We start from the raw sequence: 19140 nt of genomic DNA, 5'->3' as shown, positions 1-19140 counted from the left end.
TATGGACTCAAGGCGGAGCCGGATGCTTCCGCCTTGCCGTTCCAAGAAGGATGTCAGAACGATGGATGACCGCAAAATACAAATATTTCTCGACTCACTGCTGCCTCTGTTCAAAGCCGGGGTGGCTTTTACCATTCCGCTGACCCTGGTCTCCTTTGCACTTGGGCTTACACTTGCTATAATTACTGCACTTGTGCGGCTCTCTTCCTGGAGAATTCCGAAGCTGATTGCCGGCTTCTACGTCTGGGTCATCCGCGGAACACCGCTGCTGCTTCAGCTGTTTATTATTTTCTACGGGTTGCCTACGGTAGGCATTGTGCTTGATCCGTTCATCGCAGCTGTGATCGGCTTCACCCTTAGTGTCGGGGCATATTCCTCGGAAATTGTCCGGGCGGCTATTCTCTCCATACATAAAGGCCAATGGGAGGCTGCCTTCTCCGTCGGTATGAGCCGTGGACAGGCTTTGCGGCGGGTGATTCTGCCTCAAGCTGCCCGGGTATCGGTTCCGCCATTATCAAATTCATTCATTAGTCTGGTGAAGGATACATCACTTGCAGCAAGCATCACATATGTAGAAATGTTCAGAAAAGCTCAGCAAATTACAGCCACTACCTATGAACCGCTGCTGTTGTATTGCGAAGCGGGATTATTTTATCTGTTATTTTGCTCAGTATTATCGGTGCTGCAGAAATACCTGGAGAAGCGGCTGGACCGGTATTCGGCCAGTTAAGGAGGCATACCCATGATTGAAATACGTGATTTACATAAATCCTTCGGTCCGCTGCAGGTCTTGAAGGGTGTTGATCTTACAGTTGAGCATGGCCAGGTGATGGTCATTATCGGACCTTCCGGCTCCGGCAAAACCACCCTGCTGCGCTGCTTCAACCTGCTGGAGACTCCCGACAAAGGCAGCCTGGCTCTGAATAATATTAAGCTGGATTTCACTCCCGGCGGCAAAATTCCTCAGCGTACCGTGCTGTCTCTTCGCCAGCAGACGGGAATGGTCTTCCAGTCCTACAATCTGTTCCCGCATATGACGGCACTCGGCAATGTAATGGAGGGTCAGGTGACCGTTCAGAAGCGTTCCAGGGAGGAAGCCAGAACGAAGGCGCTTGCCCTGCTGGACAAGGTAGGACTGGGTGACAAGGCGGATACCTATCCACATCAACTGTCCGGCGGCCAGCAGCAGCGCGTGGCGATTGCCCGGGCGATGGCGGTCGAGCCGGAGGTGCTGCTGTTCGATGAGCCAACCTCGGCGCTCGATCCGGAGCTGGTCGGTGAGGTGCTGAAGGTCATCAAGCAGCTGGCCCGGGAAGGAATGACGATGGTTATTGTTACCCATGAGATGAAATTCGCGGCCGATGTGGCCGACCGGATCATCTTAATGGATAACGGAGTCATTCTGGAGCAGGGAACTCCGCAGCAGGTGCTGGAGCAGACGAAGAATCCGCGCGCCCTGCAGTTCCTGAACCGGCTCAGCGGAGAAGACTAAACGAATGTGGGCATTAATGCAAAAAGGCAGTCCGGGAGGGGAATCCCGGACTGCCTTTTCTGCTTGTGAATTCATCATGCGCGGGGGAGTGCATGAAAGATTACTCAGCCATTAGTTAGTTCTGTGTTGCTGCCCTTTTCTGCTTGTGAATTCATCATGCGCGGGGGAGTGCATGAAAGATTACTCAGCCATTAGTTAGTTCTGTGTTGCTGCATCACTGCGTGAATTCAAATAGTCCAGTGCATTGTAGAGCATAATTGCCGCTTCGGCGCGGGTGAGCTGGCTCTTCGGGTTGAACTTGCCGTGAGCATCCAGTGTATTGATGTTGTATTTCAGGGACCGCTGGATAGTGCCCTGGTAGGATGGCTCAAGCGCATCTGCATCGGCGATGTCCACCGGAACGATATTGATCATCGGCAGGTTGCCTGCCTTCTCAACGCCTTGAATCAGCAGGCTGGTGAACAGCTCTTTGGTAATCGGTTTGGATGGATCTATATCAGCGGGAATATCCACATCATTATAGTGCGCATTGATGAATGCTTCTGCGTACCAGGCGTTGTCTTTTACTTTGGAGAAGATCGCACTGGCTACTGGAGCCTTGTTGAAATCAATTGCGGCCAGGCTAAGCTGGAGTCCGCCCGAGATAAACTGAACGCCTTGTGCTGTAGTTACAGTGGATGCGGGCAGAAACTGGGTATCCGATATCCCTTTGATCAGGCCCTGCTGCTTCAGAGAGTTGATTTTGTCCTTACCGGTTACACTGTCAATATCCTTAAAGCTGCTGCCGGCTGCAAAAATCTGTCCACCGAAAGAGAAGGTAAGAAGCGTTACGGCTGTAAAAGCTGCGATTGTGTTTTTTTTGATACTCATCTGAATTCCACCTCTATTGTAGGTTGTACCACTAGATTTCACGCTGATCCGGTGATTGTCCGTTACAGGACGGCGTAACCGTTTCAACTTGACTCTAATGACGCAATGACAATAGAAAAGGTTGCAGACGATTTACATCATTTCCTGAAACAGCAGGTTGCGGTAAGGGTATTTACTGAACCGGGTTCTGAACAGCAGCGCGATCCCGCTCTCTTCAATGGTTACGGATTTAAGCGAATCTGCTGTGACGAGACTGCGTACCATCGCTGTTACCGCACCGCGGTCCCGGCGCCGGATGGCTGCTGCCAGACTCTCCGCAAAGCAGTTATTTACAGAGAGCTCCCGGTAAAGCGGAATAACGGCCCGTGCGATGCTGCGGTGGGCTGCTGTACTGGAGGTGAACTGGACCGTGCCCGGCGGAATCGTTGTTCCATTCGTGTAGAACGCAACCGGCAGCGGAAAAGGAAACGAGATGAAATAGCCGATGCCGTTCGTCCCATAATTCTCAACCCTGGCAAGGGTAGGAATTCTGGCCAGCAGTCTGCCCATCAGATCAAGATCTGCGGAGACAACGGCGGTTGTCCAATCAGCGGCATAACTGCTGTTTCCGGCAATTTTCCGGTAGAACGGCAGCATGGCCGTGGCGACTCTGCGCAGTACACGGGCTGTCACAAGCCGCTGGGTCTGCCTGGGTTTTATTTTCACCATCCGGATCATCCTCACTTATAAGAGATTTAGTCTATATAAGGTATGGAGGGAGGGCGCACTTCGGATTGGGCGTAAGACTAGCCGGCGATAATATAATCATAATCCGCAGAACCTATTTATACGTTTTTGGGGAAAAGTGATGTTATACTGGTGTCAGGCCTTTTCTTTGACGGACAAGTTTGTTATGCTTATATCGTAAAGATTACTAATTATTGTCGGGAATTGTTCAACTTCCGGAAAGGTGGGAACCCGGGTGAACCGAGTAGCAAATATCAGCCAGCAGTTTGCGGCGCAGAATTATAAGCTTACGCCTCAGCGCGAGGCTATAGTAAGAGTATTGCTGGACAACGAGAAGGATCACTTAAGCGTGGAAGAGGTCTATATGCTGGTCAAGCGCAGTTATCCGCATTTGGGACTTGCGACCGTATACCGTACTTTGGAGCTGCTGTGTGAACTTCATATTGTAGAAAAGATGAATTTCGGTGATGGCGTTGCCCGCTATGACCTGCGCGGTGACGATCATGTTCATATGCACCACCACCTGATCTGCAGTGTATGCGGCAAGCTGGAGGAGATCAAGGATGACTGGCTGCTGGACCTTGAAGCGCGGCTGGCCAGTGAGTACGGCTTCAGTGTGACCGATCACCGGCTTGATTTCAAAGGCACTTATAATACCTGCAAGGGAAACGGCTGCAAGGGCGATAAAGAATGCCGGGCTGTTTCCTGAGCCGCAGCTGGGGCACATTCAAAGACGCATGGCTGATTTAACAGCCGGCGTCTTTTTATTTGATTTCAGCGGAGAATCAGCGCATTTGCGACTTATGGAGCAGGGATATGAGGCTGGTGCACATGCTATAATGACGTTATGCCAAAAAAAGTGGACCATGACGAACGCCGTAATCATCTGGCGGAGGCGGCTTGGCGGATCATCCGGCGTGATGGTCTGGAAGCTGTATCCGTGCGGAATGTTGCCAAGGAGGCGGGCATGTCGCTGGGATCGCTGCGGCATTATTTTGCCAGCCAATCCGAGCTGCTTGCCTTCTCCATGAGACTGGTGAGTGAACGAAGTTACCAGAGAGTTGAGGTCTTTCAATACTCGGGGAATCCCCGTGAGGATGTGGAGAGGCTGATTCATGAATTAATGCCCATTGATGAAGAGAGGAGGGCGGAAGCGGAGGTCTGGCTGGCTTTTGTCGGAAGGGCAGCAGCGGACCCCGCCATACAGGCGCTGAAACAGGAAGTACATAACGGGCTGTATAGCGGCTTCTGCCAGATGATGGAGTACCTGGATGCCGTGAATCTGTTAAGACAGGACCTGGATCTGGACCGGGAAATCAAGACGCTGCATGCATTAGTAGACGGATTGGTCGTCCATAGTGTAATCTATCCCGAAATGGTAACACCGGAAGATATGATTCAGCTCATTTCCAGTCATTTCGACAAGCTGATGGCCTAAGTACCCGGTCAAACGCGGATGAATTTCCAAAAAGATTGAACCTGTGATTCTTCTATACAAGTTCAATCTATTTTTATGTTCGGAATCGGCAGCCCCGCCGCTGCTACGGCCGGTTCGGCACGAAGGATTTGATCCATGTCCCGAAGCTTCCGGGATTGCGGGTCTGGACCAGAACAACCCCTTCGCCGCGGAACCGGCAGACCAGGGCTTCCCCGCTGGTTAAGCTGTTCAGCCAGCCGGAGGCTGCCTTTTCCACCTTATAATCCATATAATCCGGCCAGGCCACGAGGTGACCGTTATCAATGATCATTTCCTCGCCAGGGCCGAGGTTAATGGCGTGAATGGCTCCGAAGGAAGAGAGGAAGACCGTACCTTTACCGCTGATTTCTACAATGAAGAAGCCTTCGCCGGAGAATAAGCCACGGGTCAGATTCTGCATTTTGGTGTTCACTTGAATGCCGTGGGTTCCAGCCAGGAAACCATCCTTCTGCACCATCAGCTTGTACGAGCCGTCCAGCTCAATGGCTTGAATATCCCCGATTGCCCCTGGTGAGAGCAGCACTTCACTCTGTCCGCGGGTGGCGGTCAGCTCCTGGAAGAAGAATTTCTCCCCGCTCAGCATCCGGCCGAGTCCGCGCATGAGACCGCCGTCTACCGTTCCTCTCAGCTCCACATTCGGCGACATGGCGACCATCGCCCCCATCTCCGCCTTCACACTTTCTCCTGACTCCAGGACTACCTTCAGCATGGCAAAAGCGCCGTCATACAGCACATCGTATTTCATTAATATCTCCTCCTGATTCTGCCTATTCCATTCTAAGTATAACTGATGACTTTCTTCTGCCAGACGCATGTACCTTGTCCATCAAGAATACTGTAACAAGCTGTACCGCTGCAAGCTGAGGACAAGGCAGTGTAACTGACCACAAAGGAATAGACTATTATAGTTAATTATACCGGGCAGTAATGTGGTGATTATGTTAAAATTAAGATAACAGTACCGCATGTACTGAATTGGCTTATGACAAGGAGTGTTGCCGCATATGGCACGTACACGCACGCAAAAAGCTCTGCTGAAGGCAGAACGCTCCGGCACCTGGTGTGCCGAAAGAAACCGCAGGATGAATCAGGATTACGGTGCCATCTCCCAGCATGTAAGGATGACACCCGGCAAACGCCAGCAATTGAATAAAGTCAAACACAAGGAGCGGGTCTATGGTGATGGCGCTCCTTTTGCATGCCTCCTGGTCTCGTAATCTTACGCCTGCGCCCTGCTATGGATACGGTACTGCTTGGGTGACATTCCGAACCGGCTGCGGAAGACACGGTGGAAGTACGTATAGTTGGCAAACCCGCAAGTTTCAGATACATGCTCCAGCGGCATCGGGCTGAAGGTGATCTTCTCCCTGGCCATATCCAGCCTGACGTCATTTACATATTTCACAATCGTAGTGCCGAACGCCTCTTTGAACAGATGAACCGCGCGGGAGACGGAAATATCGACATGGCCGGCCACATCCTCCAGACGGAAGGCGTACGCGGCATGCTCCTCGACATACTGCTTCATCCGGTATGCAAGATAGGCCTTAGGGGAAATTGCCGGCTGCTCGGACATCAGCCTGTCAATCTCCATACATAGAATCTGCAGATAACACGCGGAGATATCCGGTGAAGAATCCGATAAACGGCGCTGCTCCAGTACAAGCTGGCGGAACAGGCCAAGAATATGATCGCTGAGCGGCAGCCGGAGTACGGCCGGGCGATGCTTGCGTCCCCACCATTCTTCAATCCAGGGACCGCTGCAGAAAATATGATAGTCGCCGCTCTCAATCCGCGGCTTGCCGACAGGGTAGACTTCCTTGTCGATACTTAAGTAATAGGGATCGGTCGGTGCGAACAGCATCAGATTGCCGCTCTCGACAGTAGTGATGACTCCGCCTTCCATTGTCCGGCTGCGTCCTTCGGTCTGGAGGCGCAGCAGATAATACTGGACGCCTTCGCTGCGGGACATATGAAACGGCTTGCGGTGGAAGGAGAATCCGGCGGATAGGATGTGGCAGGCTGCGTTAGGTGTCATGAGTCCTCCTGGTTATTAAATGATAAGCAGATTGTTCATGTTTTAATCATATTATTCATTTTATTATATACGCTTTCATATTACCATGTACCTAAGCAAAAAACATACAAATGATGTGGGGGAGGCTGTATTGCGGCTCTGATCGCTACATAGGCAAACACTGGACACAGCGGATGACAGATAGACAGCTATATTACATCCTATGTTTACAGCCCGTTTGTTCAGGTGGAATGCCTGCCATAGGTGCGGGCAAAGGGCGGTGGCGGCAAGATCAGTCTGACTCTCGGATCAAACTTAGGAGTGAGAGCAATAATGTTGAAGGTAGGACTTCAGCTGTATACGCTGAGAGACGAACTGGAACAGGATTTCGAAGGGACAATACGCAAGGTTGCCGAACTGGGTTACAGCGGCGTGGAATTCTTCCACTATTTCGGCCGTACGGCCGGGCAGGTGAAGGCACTGCTTGAGGAAACAGGACTCGTTGCTCTCGGAGCACATCGCCCGTATGATGTTATGCTGAACGATACGGAACAGGAAATCAGCTTCAATCTGGAGATTGGCAACCGCAATCTGATTGTGCCTTTTCTGACTGAGGAACAGCGGAATTGGCCTGAAGTGGCTAAGAACCTGCGGCTGATCGGCGACAAATGCCGGGCAGGCGGTGCTGTTCTTTCTTATCATAATCATGATTTCGAATTCACGGAGAAGGTGGGCGGCCGCACAGCTTTTGACTACCTGTTCGAAGAGGTGCCTGCTGAGCAGCTTCAAGTGGAAATGGATACATGCTGGGTGTATTATGGCGGATATGATCCGGTCGAATACATCAATAAATACGCAGGACGCCTGCCGATCATCCACCTCAAGGACCTGAAGAAACGTGAAGACGGTTCTCCGGAGACTGTCGTACTGGGTGAAGGTGAAGTCGATCTGGCTGCTATCATTGAAGCAGCTGCGGCGGCTGGTGTGGAATGGGCAGTGGTTGAACAGGATTATTGCAGCCGTTCACCGCTTGCCAGTGTAGCTGACAGCTTGAATTGGATCAAAACATACGGTAATCAGGGAGGAAATATTCATGTCTAACAAACTCAAAATTGCTATTATCGGTTGCGGTGGTATCGCAAACGGCAAACATATGCCAAGTCTCTCCCGTCAGGCGGATGCCGAAATGGTGGCATTCTGTGACATCGTAGAAGAACGTGCTCAAGAGGCTGCCAAGACTTACGGCGCTGAAGGTGCTGCTGTATTCACCGATTTCCGTGAGCTGCTGGCCGCTGGCGGATTCGACATCGTGCATGTATGCACACCTAACGACAGCCACTCCGAGATCACTGTGGCTGCCCTGGAAGCCGGCAATCACGTGCTGTGCGAGAAGCCGATGGCGAAGACCACTGCCCAGGCGAAGGAAATGCTGGATGCCGCCAAGCGTACAGGCAAGAAATTGTCCATTGCCTATCAGAACCGTTTCCGCGCAGACAGTGATTATCTGAAGGGGCTGTGCGAGAGCGGAGAACTCGGCGATATCTATTACGGTAAGGCTATTGCGCTTCGCCGCCGTGCCGTTCCGACTTGGGGCGTATTCCTGGATGAAGAGAAGCAGGGCGGCGGACCGCTGATCGATATCGGTACACATGCACTGGATCTGACGCTCTGGCTGATGGATAACTACAAACCGCGTATGGTTGTTGGCTCCACCTTCCACAAGCTGGGCCAGAAGAAGAATGCGGCGAATGCCTTCGGTCCATGGGATCCGGAACAATTCAAGGTGGAAGATTCCGCATTCGGCTTCATTACAATGGAGAACGGTGCTACAATTGTGCTTGAAGCCAGCTGGGCGCTGAATGTGTCTGAATTTGGTGAAGCCAAGACAATGCTCGCCGGTACTGAGGGCGGAGCAGACATGAAGGACGGCCTGCGATTGAACGGCGAACGTGCCGGACGCCTGTACGAAACCAAGGTTGATCTTGGATCAGGCGGAGTAGCCTTCTACTCCGGTGCTGCTGAGACTGAGGCTGACCGTGAAGCCCGTCTGTGGCTGGAAGCGGTAAGAGAAGATAAAGATCCGGTTGTATTGCCGGAGCAGGCTTTTGTTGTTACCCAGATCCTTGAAGCAGTGTATGAATCAGCACGTACCGGACGTGCCGTTTATTTTGACGGAAGTTCTGACAACTAAGAGCATCTCCGGTTCACGCGACTAATTAGAGAAAACAGGAGTGGAATCCATGAGTTCAATCAAACATACTGTAGTTATCGTTGGTTACGGCGGAATGGGCAGCTATCACACGCAATTAATTAAAGAAAGTGACCGCGTGATAGTGAGCGGAGCCTTCGATCTGCTGGAAGACCGGCGCGCCCTGGCTGCCGAAGCAGGTTACACCGCTTATTCCAGCTATGAGGAAGTACTGGCAGATCCGGAAGTGGACATTATTCTGATCGCTACACCGAATGATGTGCACAAGGATATTGCTGTTCGTGCATTTCAGGCCGGCAAGCATGTGGTCTGTGAGAAGCCGGTGGCCATGTCTTCGGCCGAATTTACCGAGATGCAGGCAGCGGCGGATGCAGCCGGGCGTGTGCTGATGGTGCACCAGAATAGACGCTGGGATGAGGATTTCCGCGTAATCAAGGAGATGTATGAGAAAGAGACGATTGGATCACTCTTCCAGATTGAGTCCCGGGTGCATGGGGCTAACGGGATTCCCGGCGACTGGCGTCATGTGAAGGCCCAGGGCGGTGGGATGCTGCTCGACTGGGGCGTTCATCTGCTGGATCAGCTGCTGTTCATGATTGACAGCAAAGTCACAAGCGTAAGCAGCAGCCTGAGCTATATTCTCGGCAATGATGTGGATGACGGTTTCGAGGCCAGCCTGCAGTTTGAGAATGGGATCAAAGCCATCGTTGAAGTCGGAACCACCAACTTTATCACGCTGCCAAGATGGTATGTGAAGGGGCTTGAGGGAACGGCTATTATTGAGGACTGGTCTCTGAGAGGAAGAATAGTCACCCGCAATAACGCATCCGAGAAAATAGAACCGACACCGATCCGTGCAGGTGTAGGGTTAACCAAGACGATGGCACCGCCATCGGAAGGCTCGACAATTACCGGAGACCTGCCGGCGGCGTCTGAGCTGTCCTCCAGCTTCTATGATAATCTGGCTGCAGTAATCGAAGGTACAGCAGAACCGATCATCAAGAACGCTGAAGTGCTGCGTGTGCTTATTCTGATTGAAGCTATCTTTGAAGCGGCAGAGAAGAATGAGACCATCAAGAATTTCGATATCTACGGAGCCTAATAAGATACGAGAACTGATCAGGGAGAGGTGGCAACATCAATGAAACTTGGAGTATTTATGGTATTGTTCGGAGGCCGCAAGCTGGAGGAAGCGCTGGATTACGTAGCATCCAAAGGGCTGAAGGCAGTTGAGATCGGCACCGGAGGTTATCCCGGCAACAGCCATTGTGATCCGAAGCTGCTGCTTGAGAATGAAGCGGCACTTAAGGAATTCAAGCACGCGGTAGAATCCCGCGGTCTGATCATCAGTGCGCTTAGCTGCCACGGCAACCCGCTGCATCCGCAGAAGGAGCTGGCAGCCAAGGATCATGAGGATTTCGTAAACACGGTTAAGCTGGCACAGAAGCTGGGTGTTAAGGTTGTGAATACCTTCTCCGGCTGTCCCGGCGATCATGAAGGCGCGAAATACCCGAACTGGCCGGTTGCACCTTGGCCGAATGATTACCAGGAGATCCTGACCTGGCAATGGGAGAACAAAGTCATTCCTTACTGGAGTGAGCAGGCTGCTTTCGCTACGGAGCATGATGTGAAGATCGGACTTGAACTGCATGGAGGCTTCTCTGTGCATACACCAGCTACACTGCTCAGACTAAGAGAAGCCGCAGGGGAAGCCATCGGCGCGAACCTTGACCCAAGCCATATGTGGTGGCAGGGTATTGATCCGGTGCAGGCGATTCATATTCTGGGCCGTGAAGGCGCAATTCATCACTTCCATGCGAAGGATACAGTGATCGATCCGGTCAATGTCAACAAGCATGGTCTGACCGATATGCAGTCCTATACGAATATGCTTGACCGCGCGTGGCAGTTCCGTTCCGTAGGCTACGGACATGATGTCAAAGTGTGGGCGGACATGATGAGTGCGCTCCGCCTTGTAGGATACGACTATGTGGTCAGCATTGAACACGAAGACGGCCTGATGTCCATTGAGGAAGGGTTCTCCAAGGCTGTAGACAATCTCCGCCAGGTCCTTATCGAAGAGCCTCTTTCCGAGATGTGGTGGGTATAAGATGGAGAGCTTCACCAAGGTCAGGCTGGATGATCTGCAGCTGCGTCTTGTGGCAGCCCGTGCCTTTGGTGCGGATTCCGCGGTTGTCAGCAGCAGAGAGCTGACCGGAGGCTTTTACAATACCGCATATGATCTGGAACTTAGCGACGGCCGGTCGGTCATTCTTAAGGTGGCACCTGCCCCTGAGACCGAAATCTTGAGCTATGAGCAGGATATTATGCGTGCTGAAGTGGAGGCGCTCCGCCTTGTACATGCTGCGGGCGGGGTTCCTGTACCTGAGGTATACAGTTATGATGAGAGCCTGGAGCTGATTCCTTGCCCGTACTTTTTCATGGAGAAGGTTGAAGGGCAGCCTTACAGTGATGTGAAGGACAGCCTCTCGGCTGAACAGCAGTATTCCATCGAATTTGAGCTTGGACGTTATCAGCGTCTGATCAATGAGATTAAGGGGCCGGTCTTTGGCTTGTTTGCAGGAGATTCTGTTGAAGGCGGAAAGTCCTGGAGAGCTACCTTCTGGCGGATGCTGCAGAATGTGCTCGTGGATGCAGAGAGACTGGGTGCTCAGTTACCGGTTTCACTGCAGGAAATTGAGCTGGCGCTTCAGCCTTATCTGCCTGCTCTGGATAACGTGATTGAGCCGAGTCTTGTACACTGGGATTTGTGGAACGGCAACCTGTTTGTACAGGATGGAGTAATTGTATCCATCATTGACTGGGAACGGGCCATGTGGGGCGATGTGCTGATGGAGAATTATTTCCGTCACTTCGAGAACTCACAGGCGTTCTACGAAGGGTATGGAACCAGCTTCAGCAGTCCGGACGAATTGATAAGGATAAAGCTATACGACCTTTATCTGGATCTTATCATGGTTATTGAATGTTATCCGCGCCAATACAAGGATGAGAATTATTTGCGCTGGGTCCGCGATAATTTGGCGGAGACCTGGAGGTTTTTCTCAGCGGCGGCTGAGTAATACACACAGGAGGCCGGTTCTCTTCGGAGAACCCGGCCTCCTTGTTGTTATATGCTCAAGGACTAATGGGGACTCAGCCAGCCCGGCCAGTTCTCAGTACCTGTTCCGGATGGCGATAACGGGATTCATGTCTGCTTCGTAGTCAACGCCGTCAGTCTCGAAGCCGAACAGCTGGAAGAACTCACGTCTGTAGCCGTCCAGATCGGAATATTGATAGACATTCTCCGTGCGTAGCTTGGGCCAGATGCGGTCCACTTCTGTCTGCACAGCGGGGCTCATCTCATGATCATCAATCCGGATACGCCCTTGTCCGTCTACCGGAGTCCCTTCCGGGTTGTACAGGAAACCGGTATACAGCCGGTATGCTTGTTCGATGCAGCCTTCGTGCAGTCCCTGTTCTTTCATGACCTTGTAGAGGACGGAGATGTAGAGCGGAACTACAGGGATCGCCGAGCTGGACTGGGTGACCAGGCCCTTGCTGACTGCTACATAGGCGCGGCCTCCGGTTGGTGATAATTGGGCATTCAGCTGTAAGGCTGTGGCTTCCAGATGATCTTTAGCCCGGCCGATGGTGCCGTCCCGGTAGACGGCCTGTGTTAGCTCCGAACCTATATAGGAGAAGGCGAGGGTGACCGCATCTGCCGCCAGAACACAGGAATTCCGGAGCGCTTCAATCCAGAGCTGCCAGTCTTCTCCGCCCATCACATGAACCGTGTCATCGATTTCAGCTTCGGTGGCCGGTTCAATCTGTACCGTGCTTAGTTCTCCGGTATGGAAATTGACCGTTGTATTGGTATAAGTGCTGCCGATCGGCTTCAATACAGACTGATGAACTTCTCCGGTCTGCGGGTCTGTTCTGCGTGCCGAGGCTACGCTGTAGATGACAAGATCAACCTGTCCAAGCTCGCTGCGGATCAACTCTATGGTCCGTTCTTTTGTTTCAGCGGTAAAAGCGTCCCCGCATACGCTGTAGGAGCGCAGGCTGGCCGTATAGGCCATTTCCTCAAAAGCTGCGGAATTATACCAGCCTGCGGAGGCCGTCCGCGTCTCGCTGGCTGTGCTGGGTCTGTAGACACCTACAGTCGCTGCTCCTGCACCGAAGGCTGCTGCAATTCTGACTGCAAGTCCATACCCGGTTGAAGCCCCGATAACGAGTACATTGCGGGGGCCGGTGAATTTTCCCTGGTTTTGTACATAGTTCACTTGCTGCTGTACCTGATGCGCACAGCCTGCGGGGTGGGCAGTCGTACAGATGAAACCGCGCGTTCTGGGTTTTATGATCATTATAATATTTACCTCGCTTTCATCGATGGTTGCAGGGATTGTAGAATGGAGAGGATCTGCCTGATTCAGAGTGAGTATTTTCTCATGGTGAACCTCTCAGGGGATCCTTATAATGAAGTGAAGAAACATCTGAGCTCCCAGATCAGGCTGTATGATTGCTATATTGATCTAATTTACTTCATTGAATGTTATTCCCGCAAGTAAGACAGGGACGATGGTCAGCAGAGAACATACCGGATGACAACTTTCCCGCGAAAGGAGACGGATGTTATGATGTTGAACTGGCTGCAAATACATATGGACGTAACAAGCTTGCTCTGGCTGCTGCCCGTATTCTTCATGTTTCATGATTTTGAGGAAATTCTTACAGTTGAGGCATGGGGGAACAAACACGGTCCAGCTATAACAGCGTCGCATTCCCCGTCATTGCAGAAGCGCCTGGCGCCTATGATGGGCATGACCACCAGGAATTTTGCTATGGATGTGCTCTTCGTGTATATTCTGATAGTGGGGGTAACCTTCGTTGCGGTATTTTTAGAGTTCTACTGGCTCTACTTAGCCGTGCTCGCTGTGTTTCTGCTGCATGTCTTCACACATTTGGCACAAAGTATTGTTCTGAGGCTGTATACCCCGGGTGTAGTGACTGCCGTGCTCGTAGCATTGCCGTACTCTATATATGCTTTTTACCGCCTGCTGTATGACAATGTTGTCAGCGAAGCTGACATAGGGTGGTCGGTGCTGCTCATGCTGATCCTGACACCACTGCTTGCATGGGGTATGATGAAGAACAGGACAAGACATAACCGCAGCTGATAATGATGATTTGTTACGGTGACGTTTTCAGAAAAATCTTGACGTGACCCCCTAATGATAGATAAAATAATATTATTGCGTGTTTTTTGGCTACTGAGAATTATTATCATAATTTGAAAAGAAGCAGAGAGGGTGACAGGATGGAGCGCCTTTTAGAGGTAAAAGACCTAGCTATATCATTCAGAACACGCGGAGGAGAAGTCCAAGCAATCCGTGGTGTCAGCTTTCATGTAAATAAAGGGGAGACTCTGGCGATTGTAGGCGAATCCGGTTCCGGTAAGAGCGTAACCTCGCAAGCAGTCATGAAGCTGGTTCCTCAGCCTGCGGGCGAATATAAGCGTGGACAGATTCTGTTCGATGGACAAGATCTGATCGGCAAGAATGAGAAGCAAATGCAAAAAATCCGCGGTAAAGAGATCGGTATGATTTTCCAGGATCCGATGACCTCGCTGAATCCGATGATGAAAGTCGGCAGACAGATTACCGAAGTTCTGTTCAAGCACGAGAAAATTACTAAAGAAGCTGCTTACAAACGCGGCATCGAACTGCTTAATCTGGTGGGAATCCCTTCACCTGAACGCCGTTTCCAGCAGTACCCGCATGAGTTCAGCGGCGGGATGCGCCAACGTGTCGTAATCGCTATGGCACTTGCCGCTAACCCTAAGCTCCTGATTGCCGATGAGCCGACAACCGCGCTTGACGTAACCATTCAGGCACAGATCCTGGATCTGATGAAGGACCTGCAGAAGAAGATTGATACAGCGATCATTTTCATCACCCATGACCTTGGGGTTGTGGCGAGAGTGGCAGACCGTGTAGCCGTAATGTACGCCGGTCAAATCGTTGAAATGGGCACAGCGGAAGAGATCTTCTATGATCCGAGACATCCGTATACCTGGGGCTTGCTGGCTTCCATGCCTAGTCTTGAGAGCAAGGGTTCCCTGCTTACAGCGATTCCGGGAACACCTCCCGATCTGATCAAGCCGCCTAAGGGTGATGCCTTCGCACTGCGGAGCACATATGCCATGGCGATTGACATGGAGAAAGAACCGCCAATGTACAAGGTTTCCGATACGCATCTTGTGAAGTCCTGGCTGATGCATCCGATGGCACCTGCGGTAGAACCGCCGGATGTCGTGAAGAAGCAGCGCCGCGTCTTGAGCAACGCCTATCCGGAGCCGGTTCTCGTGCAGAACAGCAGCGAGTATTAAGAGCAAGGGCTACAGCACATACGATTAAGATTAGCGTCAGGCCGATTGCGGCTTGGCGCTTTTTTGACCTTTCAGGACCCACCCTAGAACACGAATGACCGGTCTGCCAGAACATTATAGTTTAAATAAACCTAAAACAATATTAATATGTATAAATAAAAGTGTTGACTAATTTGTGTTTTCACAGCAAAATGTAAGGGTATACATAGGGAGGTTATAACTTGAGAACAAGAACGCTAACCGCTTTGATATCCTTAGCTTTGCTGTCTGCCTGCAGCGGCGGGAATGCTGCAAGCACACCTGAGTTTGAGAATGTATCGGTACACGATCCATCTGTGATCAAGGCTGGCGATACTTATTATGTGTTTGGTTCGCATTTGGCTTCGGCCAAATCCAAGGATCTGATGTCGTGGACTCAGATTTCCTCCGGGGTAACGGATGACAACGTGCTTATCCCCAATGTAACGGAGGAACTCAGTGAGACTCTCAGCTGGGCACAATCGGACACCCTGTGGGCGCCTGATGTCATTCAGCTGGCGGACGGGAAATTCTATATGTATTACGATGCCTGCCGGGGAGATTCACCGCTGTCGGCACTCGGCATCGCAGTTGCGGACAAGGTTGAAGGTCCTTATAAGAATAAAGGAATTATCCTTAAGTCTGGTATGGCCGGCACCGGGGATGACGGTGAGGTCTATGATGCCACAGAGAAGCCGAATGTAGTAGATCCTGATGTTTTTTTTGATAAGGACGGCAAGCTGTGGATGGTCTACGGTTCGTATTCCGGAGGTATCTTCATTCTGGAGCTGGACCCGGCTACGGGATTCCCGCTGGCAGACCAAGGGTACGGTAAGAAGCTGCTGGGGGCCAATCATGCCCGGATAGAAGGGCCGTACATGCTGTACAGTCCGGAGACGGATTACTACTACTTGTTCCTGTCTTACGGAGGGCTCGATGCGAACGGCGGCTATAATATCCGTGTTGCCCGCTCCAAGAACCCGGATGGACCGTTTGAGGATTCTGAAGGCAAAGCTATGATTGACGCGCAGGGGACGGCTGGTGTTCTGTTTGATGATCCGGCATATGCCCCTTACGGGGTGAAGCTGATGGGGAATTATGAGTTCCTGAATACAGATCAGGAACCTTCTGCCAGCGGTGCAGGATATGTCTCTCCCGGACATAACTCGGCATATTATGATGAGAAGAGCGGGCAGTATTATCTGATCTTCCATACCCGGTTCCCGTATCTTGGCGAGCAGCATGAAGTGCGGGTACACCAGATGTTCCTGAACGAAGCGGGCTGGCCGGTAGTGGCGCCCCACCGCTACAGCGGGGAGAAGCTCGGCAAGTATTCCGGTAAGGATGTGGCCGGCGAGTACAAATATATCAATCACGGCAAAGATATTTCCGCTGAGATTGTAGAGTCGCAGCTTCTTAAGCTGAACACAGACGGGACGATAAGCGGCGCAGTAACAGGTACATGGAGCCTGGGTGATGAGCATAATGCAAAGCTGACCATAGACGGGACGGAGTATAGCGGTGTATTCCTGCGTGAATGGAATGAAGCAACAGGAAGCAACGTGATGACATTCACGGCATTGTCGGCGGAAGGCATCTCAGTCTGGGGAAGTCATGTATCACCGCAGAACAAGTAACGTTATATTCCTCAGTAGCTATGGCCAAATGAAACAGCGGCAGCAAAGGACGAACTAGAGTCCCTGGCTGCCGCTGTTTTTTATTCTGGAGAACTTTTTTTGTTTCCTATTGCCAATTGAACGATAATCTGAAGCACGATGATGCCAGCCAAACCATAGAATGCTTGTACGAAGCTGCCCGTAGCATCGTAGTACCAGCCCATGGCCAGCGGCCCAAGCGCTCCGAGAATATAACCGCCGGATTGGGTCATTGCAGACCAGCTACTGGCTTCCTGGGCGTTGCTTGTTTCATCAATTGGCAACATTAATGCAATCGGGAACAGTCCGCCCGCACCAATACCGAGCGGGACCGCCGCGAGCCAAGGGCTAACGGATAGGTTCAGCATCAGGACACCGGTCAACTCCAATAACGCACACCCGACAAGCCAGAATACACGTCTTTGGTAGCGGTGTACAAGCATGGGAATGAACAACGTAGAGGGCAGCGATATCAATGTGAATAAGGTTTGGATGTTTCCGGCCGTCTCCTGGCTGTACCCTTGGCTTTGGATGGCTGGCGCGAGCCAGGCGGTTAACGAATAGAAGATCGCTGCCATCAGCCCGAAGAATAGGGTCAGCACCCAGGCACGCCTGTTTTTCACCGGAAGAGGTGCATTAAGTACACTCTTAGTTATACCGGATTGCCGGTCTGTGTGCGCAGACCAGGCTAACCGCAACCAGACCGGCAATGCAATGGCTGCGGGGAACGCCCATACAGCCAGTGAGCTCCTCCATGATCCCCCCAGCAGATGCTGAAGCGGAACCGATAGTCCCACACTAATACTGGCCCCTGCCACCATCGCTGTAGAGTAGACCCCTACCATGGCTGCCACCCGGTCAGGGAAATGCTGTTTAATGAAGCTGGACAGCAGCGGCCCTGCCAACGCAATCCCTACACCCGACAGAAAAGAAGTGAACATCATCAATGTAGTGGTACCCACAAACCAGCGTAATCCCGTACCTAACCCGATGAGGATTAGAGCCAGAACAATGGCCCCTTCATTTCCCCACCTTCTGCTTAATCTAACAGAGAACGGAGCAAATAGGCCCATGCACAATACCGGAAGTGTGGTTAACAGACTGGCGGTAATTCCGCTTATACCCAGATCATTTTGTATGGTGCTCATTAGAGGAGAAATGGAGGTAATGGGTGGCCGTAAATTCAGTGAAGCCAGGATAAGCGCCAAGACGATATAAAAAAGTTTCATTATGGAACACCTCATGGTAGTCGTATTGTTGCATTCACACGTTAGCATTAGTTCATACTGAGCATTGGGGATGCACGGTTAAGTATAGAAGCATTAAGATGATTGAACAATACTATTGTTTCTATTAAAATGATTACTAAAACCAATGATCGGAGGTGGCTGATATGGAGATTCGTCAGATGGAAAACTTCATTGCGGTGTGCGAGGCGCTTCATTTCACACGGGCAGCTGAGAAGCTTGGCATATCGCAACCTACCCTGAGTCAACAAATACGTGCGCTGGAGGATGAACTCGGCGTTCCATTATTCGACCGGGTCGGCAAAAGGATTGTGATGACCCAGGCAGGAAATCTGTTTCTGGAGCACTGTGTACAGATGATCCGTCATTTACAGAATACCCGGGATGCATTAGCTGAATTCCGCGATGATCAGCGGGGCCGCCTGGTAATCGGTGTTCTCCCTTCCGATCTGGACTACCGGATCACCCCATTGCTGGTTGATTTTCATACCCGGTTCCCCAAGGTGCAGCTGAAGGTTGTCTCTTCGGTCTTCGTCATGAATCAAGTGCTGGAGAATGAAGTAGACATCGGCATCGACGTCACGTCTGCTCCTGATGACCGGCTTGTACGCATTTCTTTGTGCAGTGAAGAATATGTGCTCGTCGTTTCCGAGAATCATGATTGGGCGAAGCGAAGCTCGATTGCTATCCGGGAGCTGCGTGATATCCAAACGGTGATGTTCCCCGAAGGATTTACAGGCAGAGAACTGGTGGATAACTATTGCCGTAAATATGGCTTCAGCTTAAATACGATCATGGAGATCAGTTCGGCCACTTCCATTATTAGCCTGGTAAAAGCCAATGTCGGAGGAACCCTGCTGCCGTATCCTCTGATCCAAGCGATGAATGAACCGACACTGCGCTGCATCCGAATTACAGATGATCCGCCATACCGTCACTTTGAGATCATTCACCGGTCTGACCGTTTTTTGACAAAATCGGCCAAGGCATTTATTGAGAAAACTATCGGGTATTTCAATTAATTTGTATGTAGACAGG

The 19140-nt window shown here is 51.4% G+C and carries 20 protein-coding genes; 14 read left to right on the top strand and 6 right to left on the bottom strand.

The genetic code is table 11. From position 1 onward, the window contains the following. Positions 1-61 precede the first annotated feature (61 nt). Positions 62-730: an amino acid ABC transporter permease gene (locus QW71_RS21780; RefSeq protein WP_039303704.1), complete on the top strand. Its 669-nt coding sequence runs from the start codon at positions 62-64 to the stop codon at positions 728-730. 12 nt (positions 731-742) lie between these two features. Then, a complete protein-coding gene (locus QW71_RS21775; protein ID WP_039303603.1) occupies positions 743-1492 on the top strand; it encodes an amino acid ABC transporter ATP-binding protein in 750 nt (249 codons plus the stop codon). Between the two features lie 195 nt (positions 1493-1687). Here the strand turns inward: QW71_RS21775 and QW71_RS21770 are convergent, their stop codons facing one another. Both QW71_RS21770 and QW71_RS21765 read right to left on the bottom strand, forming a co-directional pair. After that, the gene (locus tag QW71_RS21770) at positions 1688-2362 is read right to left on the bottom strand and encodes an S-layer homology domain-containing protein (RefSeq protein ID WP_039303600.1); all 675 of its coding nucleotides are present in this window, start codon (positions 2360-2362) and stop codon (positions 1688-1690) included. Between the two features lie 132 nt (positions 2363-2494). Next, positions 2495-3070, bottom strand: a complete 576-nt coding sequence (locus QW71_RS21765; RefSeq protein WP_039303597.1) for a hypothetical protein — start codon at positions 3068-3070, stop codon at positions 2495-2497. Between the two features lie 253 nt (positions 3071-3323). Between QW71_RS21765 and QW71_RS21760 the strand changes: the two genes are divergently transcribed. Both QW71_RS21760 and QW71_RS21755 read left to right on the top strand, forming a co-directional pair. Beyond that, a complete protein-coding gene (locus QW71_RS21760; protein ID WP_039303594.1) occupies positions 3324-3797 on the top strand; it encodes a Fur family transcriptional regulator in 474 nt (157 codons plus the stop codon). Positions 3798-3935: 138 nt separating this feature from the next. After that, positions 3936-4526, top strand: coding sequence for a TetR/AcrR family transcriptional regulator (locus QW71_RS21755; protein ID WP_039303591.1), 591 nt, complete (start codon positions 3936-3938; stop codon positions 4524-4526). A 103-nt stretch (positions 4527-4629) separates the two neighbouring features. On the opposite strand, the gene QW71_RS21750 is transcribed toward QW71_RS21755, so the two are convergent. Next, positions 4630-5310: a TIGR00266 family protein gene (locus QW71_RS21750; RefSeq protein ID WP_039303588.1), complete on the bottom strand. Its 681-nt coding sequence runs from the start codon at positions 5308-5310 to the stop codon at positions 4630-4632. A 259-nt stretch (positions 5311-5569) separates the two neighbouring features. Here QW71_RS21750 and QW71_RS21745 point away from each other — a divergent pair, with 259 nt between their 5' ends. Continuing rightward, positions 5570-5782, top strand: coding sequence for a hypothetical protein (locus tag QW71_RS21745; protein ID WP_039303585.1), 213 nt, complete (start codon positions 5570-5572; stop codon positions 5780-5782). 2 nt (positions 5783-5784) lie between these two features. Here the strand turns inward: QW71_RS21745 and QW71_RS21740 are convergent, their stop codons facing one another. Further along, positions 5785-6603 carry a helix-turn-helix domain-containing protein gene (locus QW71_RS21740; protein ID WP_039303582.1) on the bottom strand — a complete coding sequence of 273 codons (819 nt, stop codon included), beginning with the start codon at positions 6601-6603 and terminating at the stop codon, positions 5785-5787. 312 nt (positions 6604-6915) lie between these two features. On the opposite strand from QW71_RS21740, the gene QW71_RS21735 reads away from it, so the two are divergent. The 5 genes from QW71_RS21735 to QW71_RS21715 are packed head-to-tail and all read left to right on the top strand — an operon-like array spanning position 6916 to position 11874. Next, complete coding sequence (locus QW71_RS21735; RefSeq protein ID WP_039303580.1) at positions 6916-7683, top strand: sugar phosphate isomerase/epimerase; 768 nt, start codon at positions 6916-6918, stop codon at positions 7681-7683. Continuing rightward, positions 7676-8773 (top strand): Gfo/Idh/MocA family protein, encoded by a 1098-nt coding sequence (locus QW71_RS21730; RefSeq protein WP_039303577.1) that lies wholly within the window; start codon positions 7676-7678, stop codon positions 8771-8773. Before QW71_RS21735 ends, QW71_RS21730 begins: the two co-directional genes overlap by 8 nt. A gap of 49 nt (positions 8774-8822) precedes the next feature. Beyond that, on the top strand, positions 8823-9893 hold the full coding sequence (locus QW71_RS21725) for a Gfo/Idh/MocA family protein (RefSeq protein WP_039303574.1): 1071 nt from the start codon (positions 8823-8825) through the stop codon (positions 9891-9893). Between the two features lie 39 nt (positions 9894-9932). After that, entirely contained in the window at positions 9933-10901 is a 969-nt protein-coding gene (locus QW71_RS21720) for a sugar phosphate isomerase/epimerase (protein WP_039303571.1), read from the top strand. A gap of 1 nt (position 10902) precedes the next feature. Beyond that, positions 10903-11874 (top strand): phosphotransferase family protein, encoded by a 972-nt coding sequence (locus tag QW71_RS21715; RefSeq protein WP_047013907.1) that lies wholly within the window; start codon positions 10903-10905, stop codon positions 11872-11874. Positions 11875-11967: 93 nt separating this feature from the next. On the opposite strand, the gene fabV is transcribed toward QW71_RS21715, so the two are convergent. Further along, positions 11968-13158: an enoyl-ACP reductase FabV gene (fabV, locus tag QW71_RS21710; protein WP_039303569.1), complete on the bottom strand. Its 1191-nt coding sequence runs from the start codon at positions 13156-13158 to the stop codon at positions 11968-11970. A gap of 270 nt (positions 13159-13428) precedes the next feature. On the opposite strand from fabV, the gene QW71_RS21705 reads away from it, so the two are divergent. The 3 genes from QW71_RS21705 (at position 13429) to QW71_RS21695 (ending at position 16837) form a co-directional block, all read left to right on the top strand. Further along, complete coding sequence (locus QW71_RS21705; protein ID WP_052770127.1) at positions 13429-13971, top strand: HXXEE domain-containing protein; 543 nt, start codon at positions 13429-13431, stop codon at positions 13969-13971. Between the two features lie 140 nt (positions 13972-14111). Further along, positions 14112-15182, top strand: coding sequence for an ABC transporter ATP-binding protein (locus QW71_RS21700; RefSeq protein ID WP_039303567.1), 1071 nt, complete (start codon positions 14112-14114; stop codon positions 15180-15182). 221 nt (positions 15183-15403) lie between these two features. Continuing rightward, the gene (locus QW71_RS21695) at positions 15404-16837 is read left to right on the top strand and encodes a glycoside hydrolase family 43 protein (protein WP_052770126.1); all 1434 of its coding nucleotides are present in this window, start codon (positions 15404-15406) and stop codon (positions 16835-16837) included. A gap of 80 nt (positions 16838-16917) precedes the next feature. Here the strand turns inward: QW71_RS21695 and QW71_RS21690 are convergent, their stop codons facing one another. Then, positions 16918-18084, bottom strand: coding sequence for a CynX/NimT family MFS transporter (locus tag QW71_RS21690; RefSeq protein WP_039303564.1), 1167 nt, complete (start codon positions 18082-18084; stop codon positions 16918-16920). Positions 18085-18248: 164 nt separating this feature from the next. On the opposite strand from QW71_RS21690, the gene QW71_RS21685 reads away from it, so the two are divergent. Beyond that, a complete protein-coding gene (locus QW71_RS21685; protein ID WP_039303561.1) occupies positions 18249-19124 on the top strand; it encodes a LysR family transcriptional regulator in 876 nt (291 codons plus the stop codon). Positions 19125-19140 lie beyond the last annotated feature (16 nt).

Source organism: Paenibacillus sp. IHB B 3415 (assembly GCF_000802655.2).
GTDB lineage: Bacteria > Bacillota > Bacilli > Paenibacillales > Paenibacillaceae > Paenibacillus_AQ > Paenibacillus_AQ phytohabitans.
This window is presented reverse-complemented; position numbering and strand designations above follow the sequence as displayed.

Bases quoted from the DNA above. Each gene is read 5' to 3' on its own strand.
- QW71_RS21770 (WP_039303600.1), bottom strand. From the start codon at position 2,362: ATGAGTATCAAAAAAAACACAATCGCAGCTTTTACAGCCGTAACGCTT.
- QW71_RS21735 (WP_039303580.1), top strand. From the start codon at position 6,916: ATGTTGAAGGTAGGACTTCAGCTGTATACGCTGAGAGACGAACTGGAA.
- QW71_RS21750 (WP_039303588.1), bottom strand. From the start codon at position 5,310: ATGAAATACGATGTGCTGTATGACGGCGCTTTTGCCATGCTGAAGGTA.
- QW71_RS21730 (WP_039303577.1), top strand. From the start codon at position 7,676: ATGTCTAACAAACTCAAAATTGCTATTATCGGTTGCGGTGGTATCGCA.
- QW71_RS21755 (WP_039303591.1), top strand. From the start codon at position 3,936: ATGCCAAAAAAAGTGGACCATGACGAACGCCGTAATCATCTGGCGGAG.
- QW71_RS21685 (WP_039303561.1), top strand. From the start codon at position 18,249: ATGGAGATTCGTCAGATGGAAAACTTCATTGCGGTGTGCGAGGCGCTT.
- QW71_RS21775 (WP_039303603.1), top strand. From the start codon at position 743: ATGATTGAAATACGTGATTTACATAAATCCTTCGGTCCGCTGCAGGTC.
- QW71_RS21720 (WP_039303571.1), top strand. From the start codon at position 9,933: ATGAAACTTGGAGTATTTATGGTATTGTTCGGAGGCCGCAAGCTGGAG.
- QW71_RS21780 (WP_039303704.1), top strand. From the start codon at position 62: ATGGATGACCGCAAAATACAAATATTTCTCGACTCACTGCTGCCTCTG.
- QW71_RS21700 (WP_039303567.1), top strand. From the start codon at position 14,112: ATGGAGCGCCTTTTAGAGGTAAAAGACCTAGCTATATCATTCAGAACA.
- QW71_RS21740 (WP_039303582.1), bottom strand. From the start codon at position 6,603: ATGACACCTAACGCAGCCTGCCACATCCTATCCGCCGGATTCTCCTTC.
- QW71_RS21715 (WP_047013907.1), top strand. From the start codon at position 10,903: ATGGAGAGCTTCACCAAGGTCAGGCTGGATGATCTGCAGCTGCGTCTT.
- QW71_RS21725 (WP_039303574.1), top strand. From the start codon at position 8,823: ATGAGTTCAATCAAACATACTGTAGTTATCGTTGGTTACGGCGGAATG.
- QW71_RS21745 (WP_039303585.1), top strand. From the start codon at position 5,570: ATGGCACGTACACGCACGCAAAAAGCTCTGCTGAAGGCAGAACGCTCC.
- fabV (WP_039303569.1), bottom strand. From the start codon at position 13,158: ATGATCATAAAACCCAGAACGCGCGGTTTCATCTGTACGACTGCCCAC.
- QW71_RS21765 (WP_039303597.1), bottom strand. From the start codon at position 3,070: ATGGTGAAAATAAAACCCAGGCAGACCCAGCGGCTTGTGACAGCCCGT.
- QW71_RS21705 (WP_052770127.1), top strand. From the start codon at position 13,429: ATGATGTTGAACTGGCTGCAAATACATATGGACGTAACAAGCTTGCTC.
- QW71_RS21690 (WP_039303564.1), bottom strand. From the start codon at position 18,084: ATGAAACTTTTTTATATCGTCTTGGCGCTTATCCTGGCTTCACTGAAT.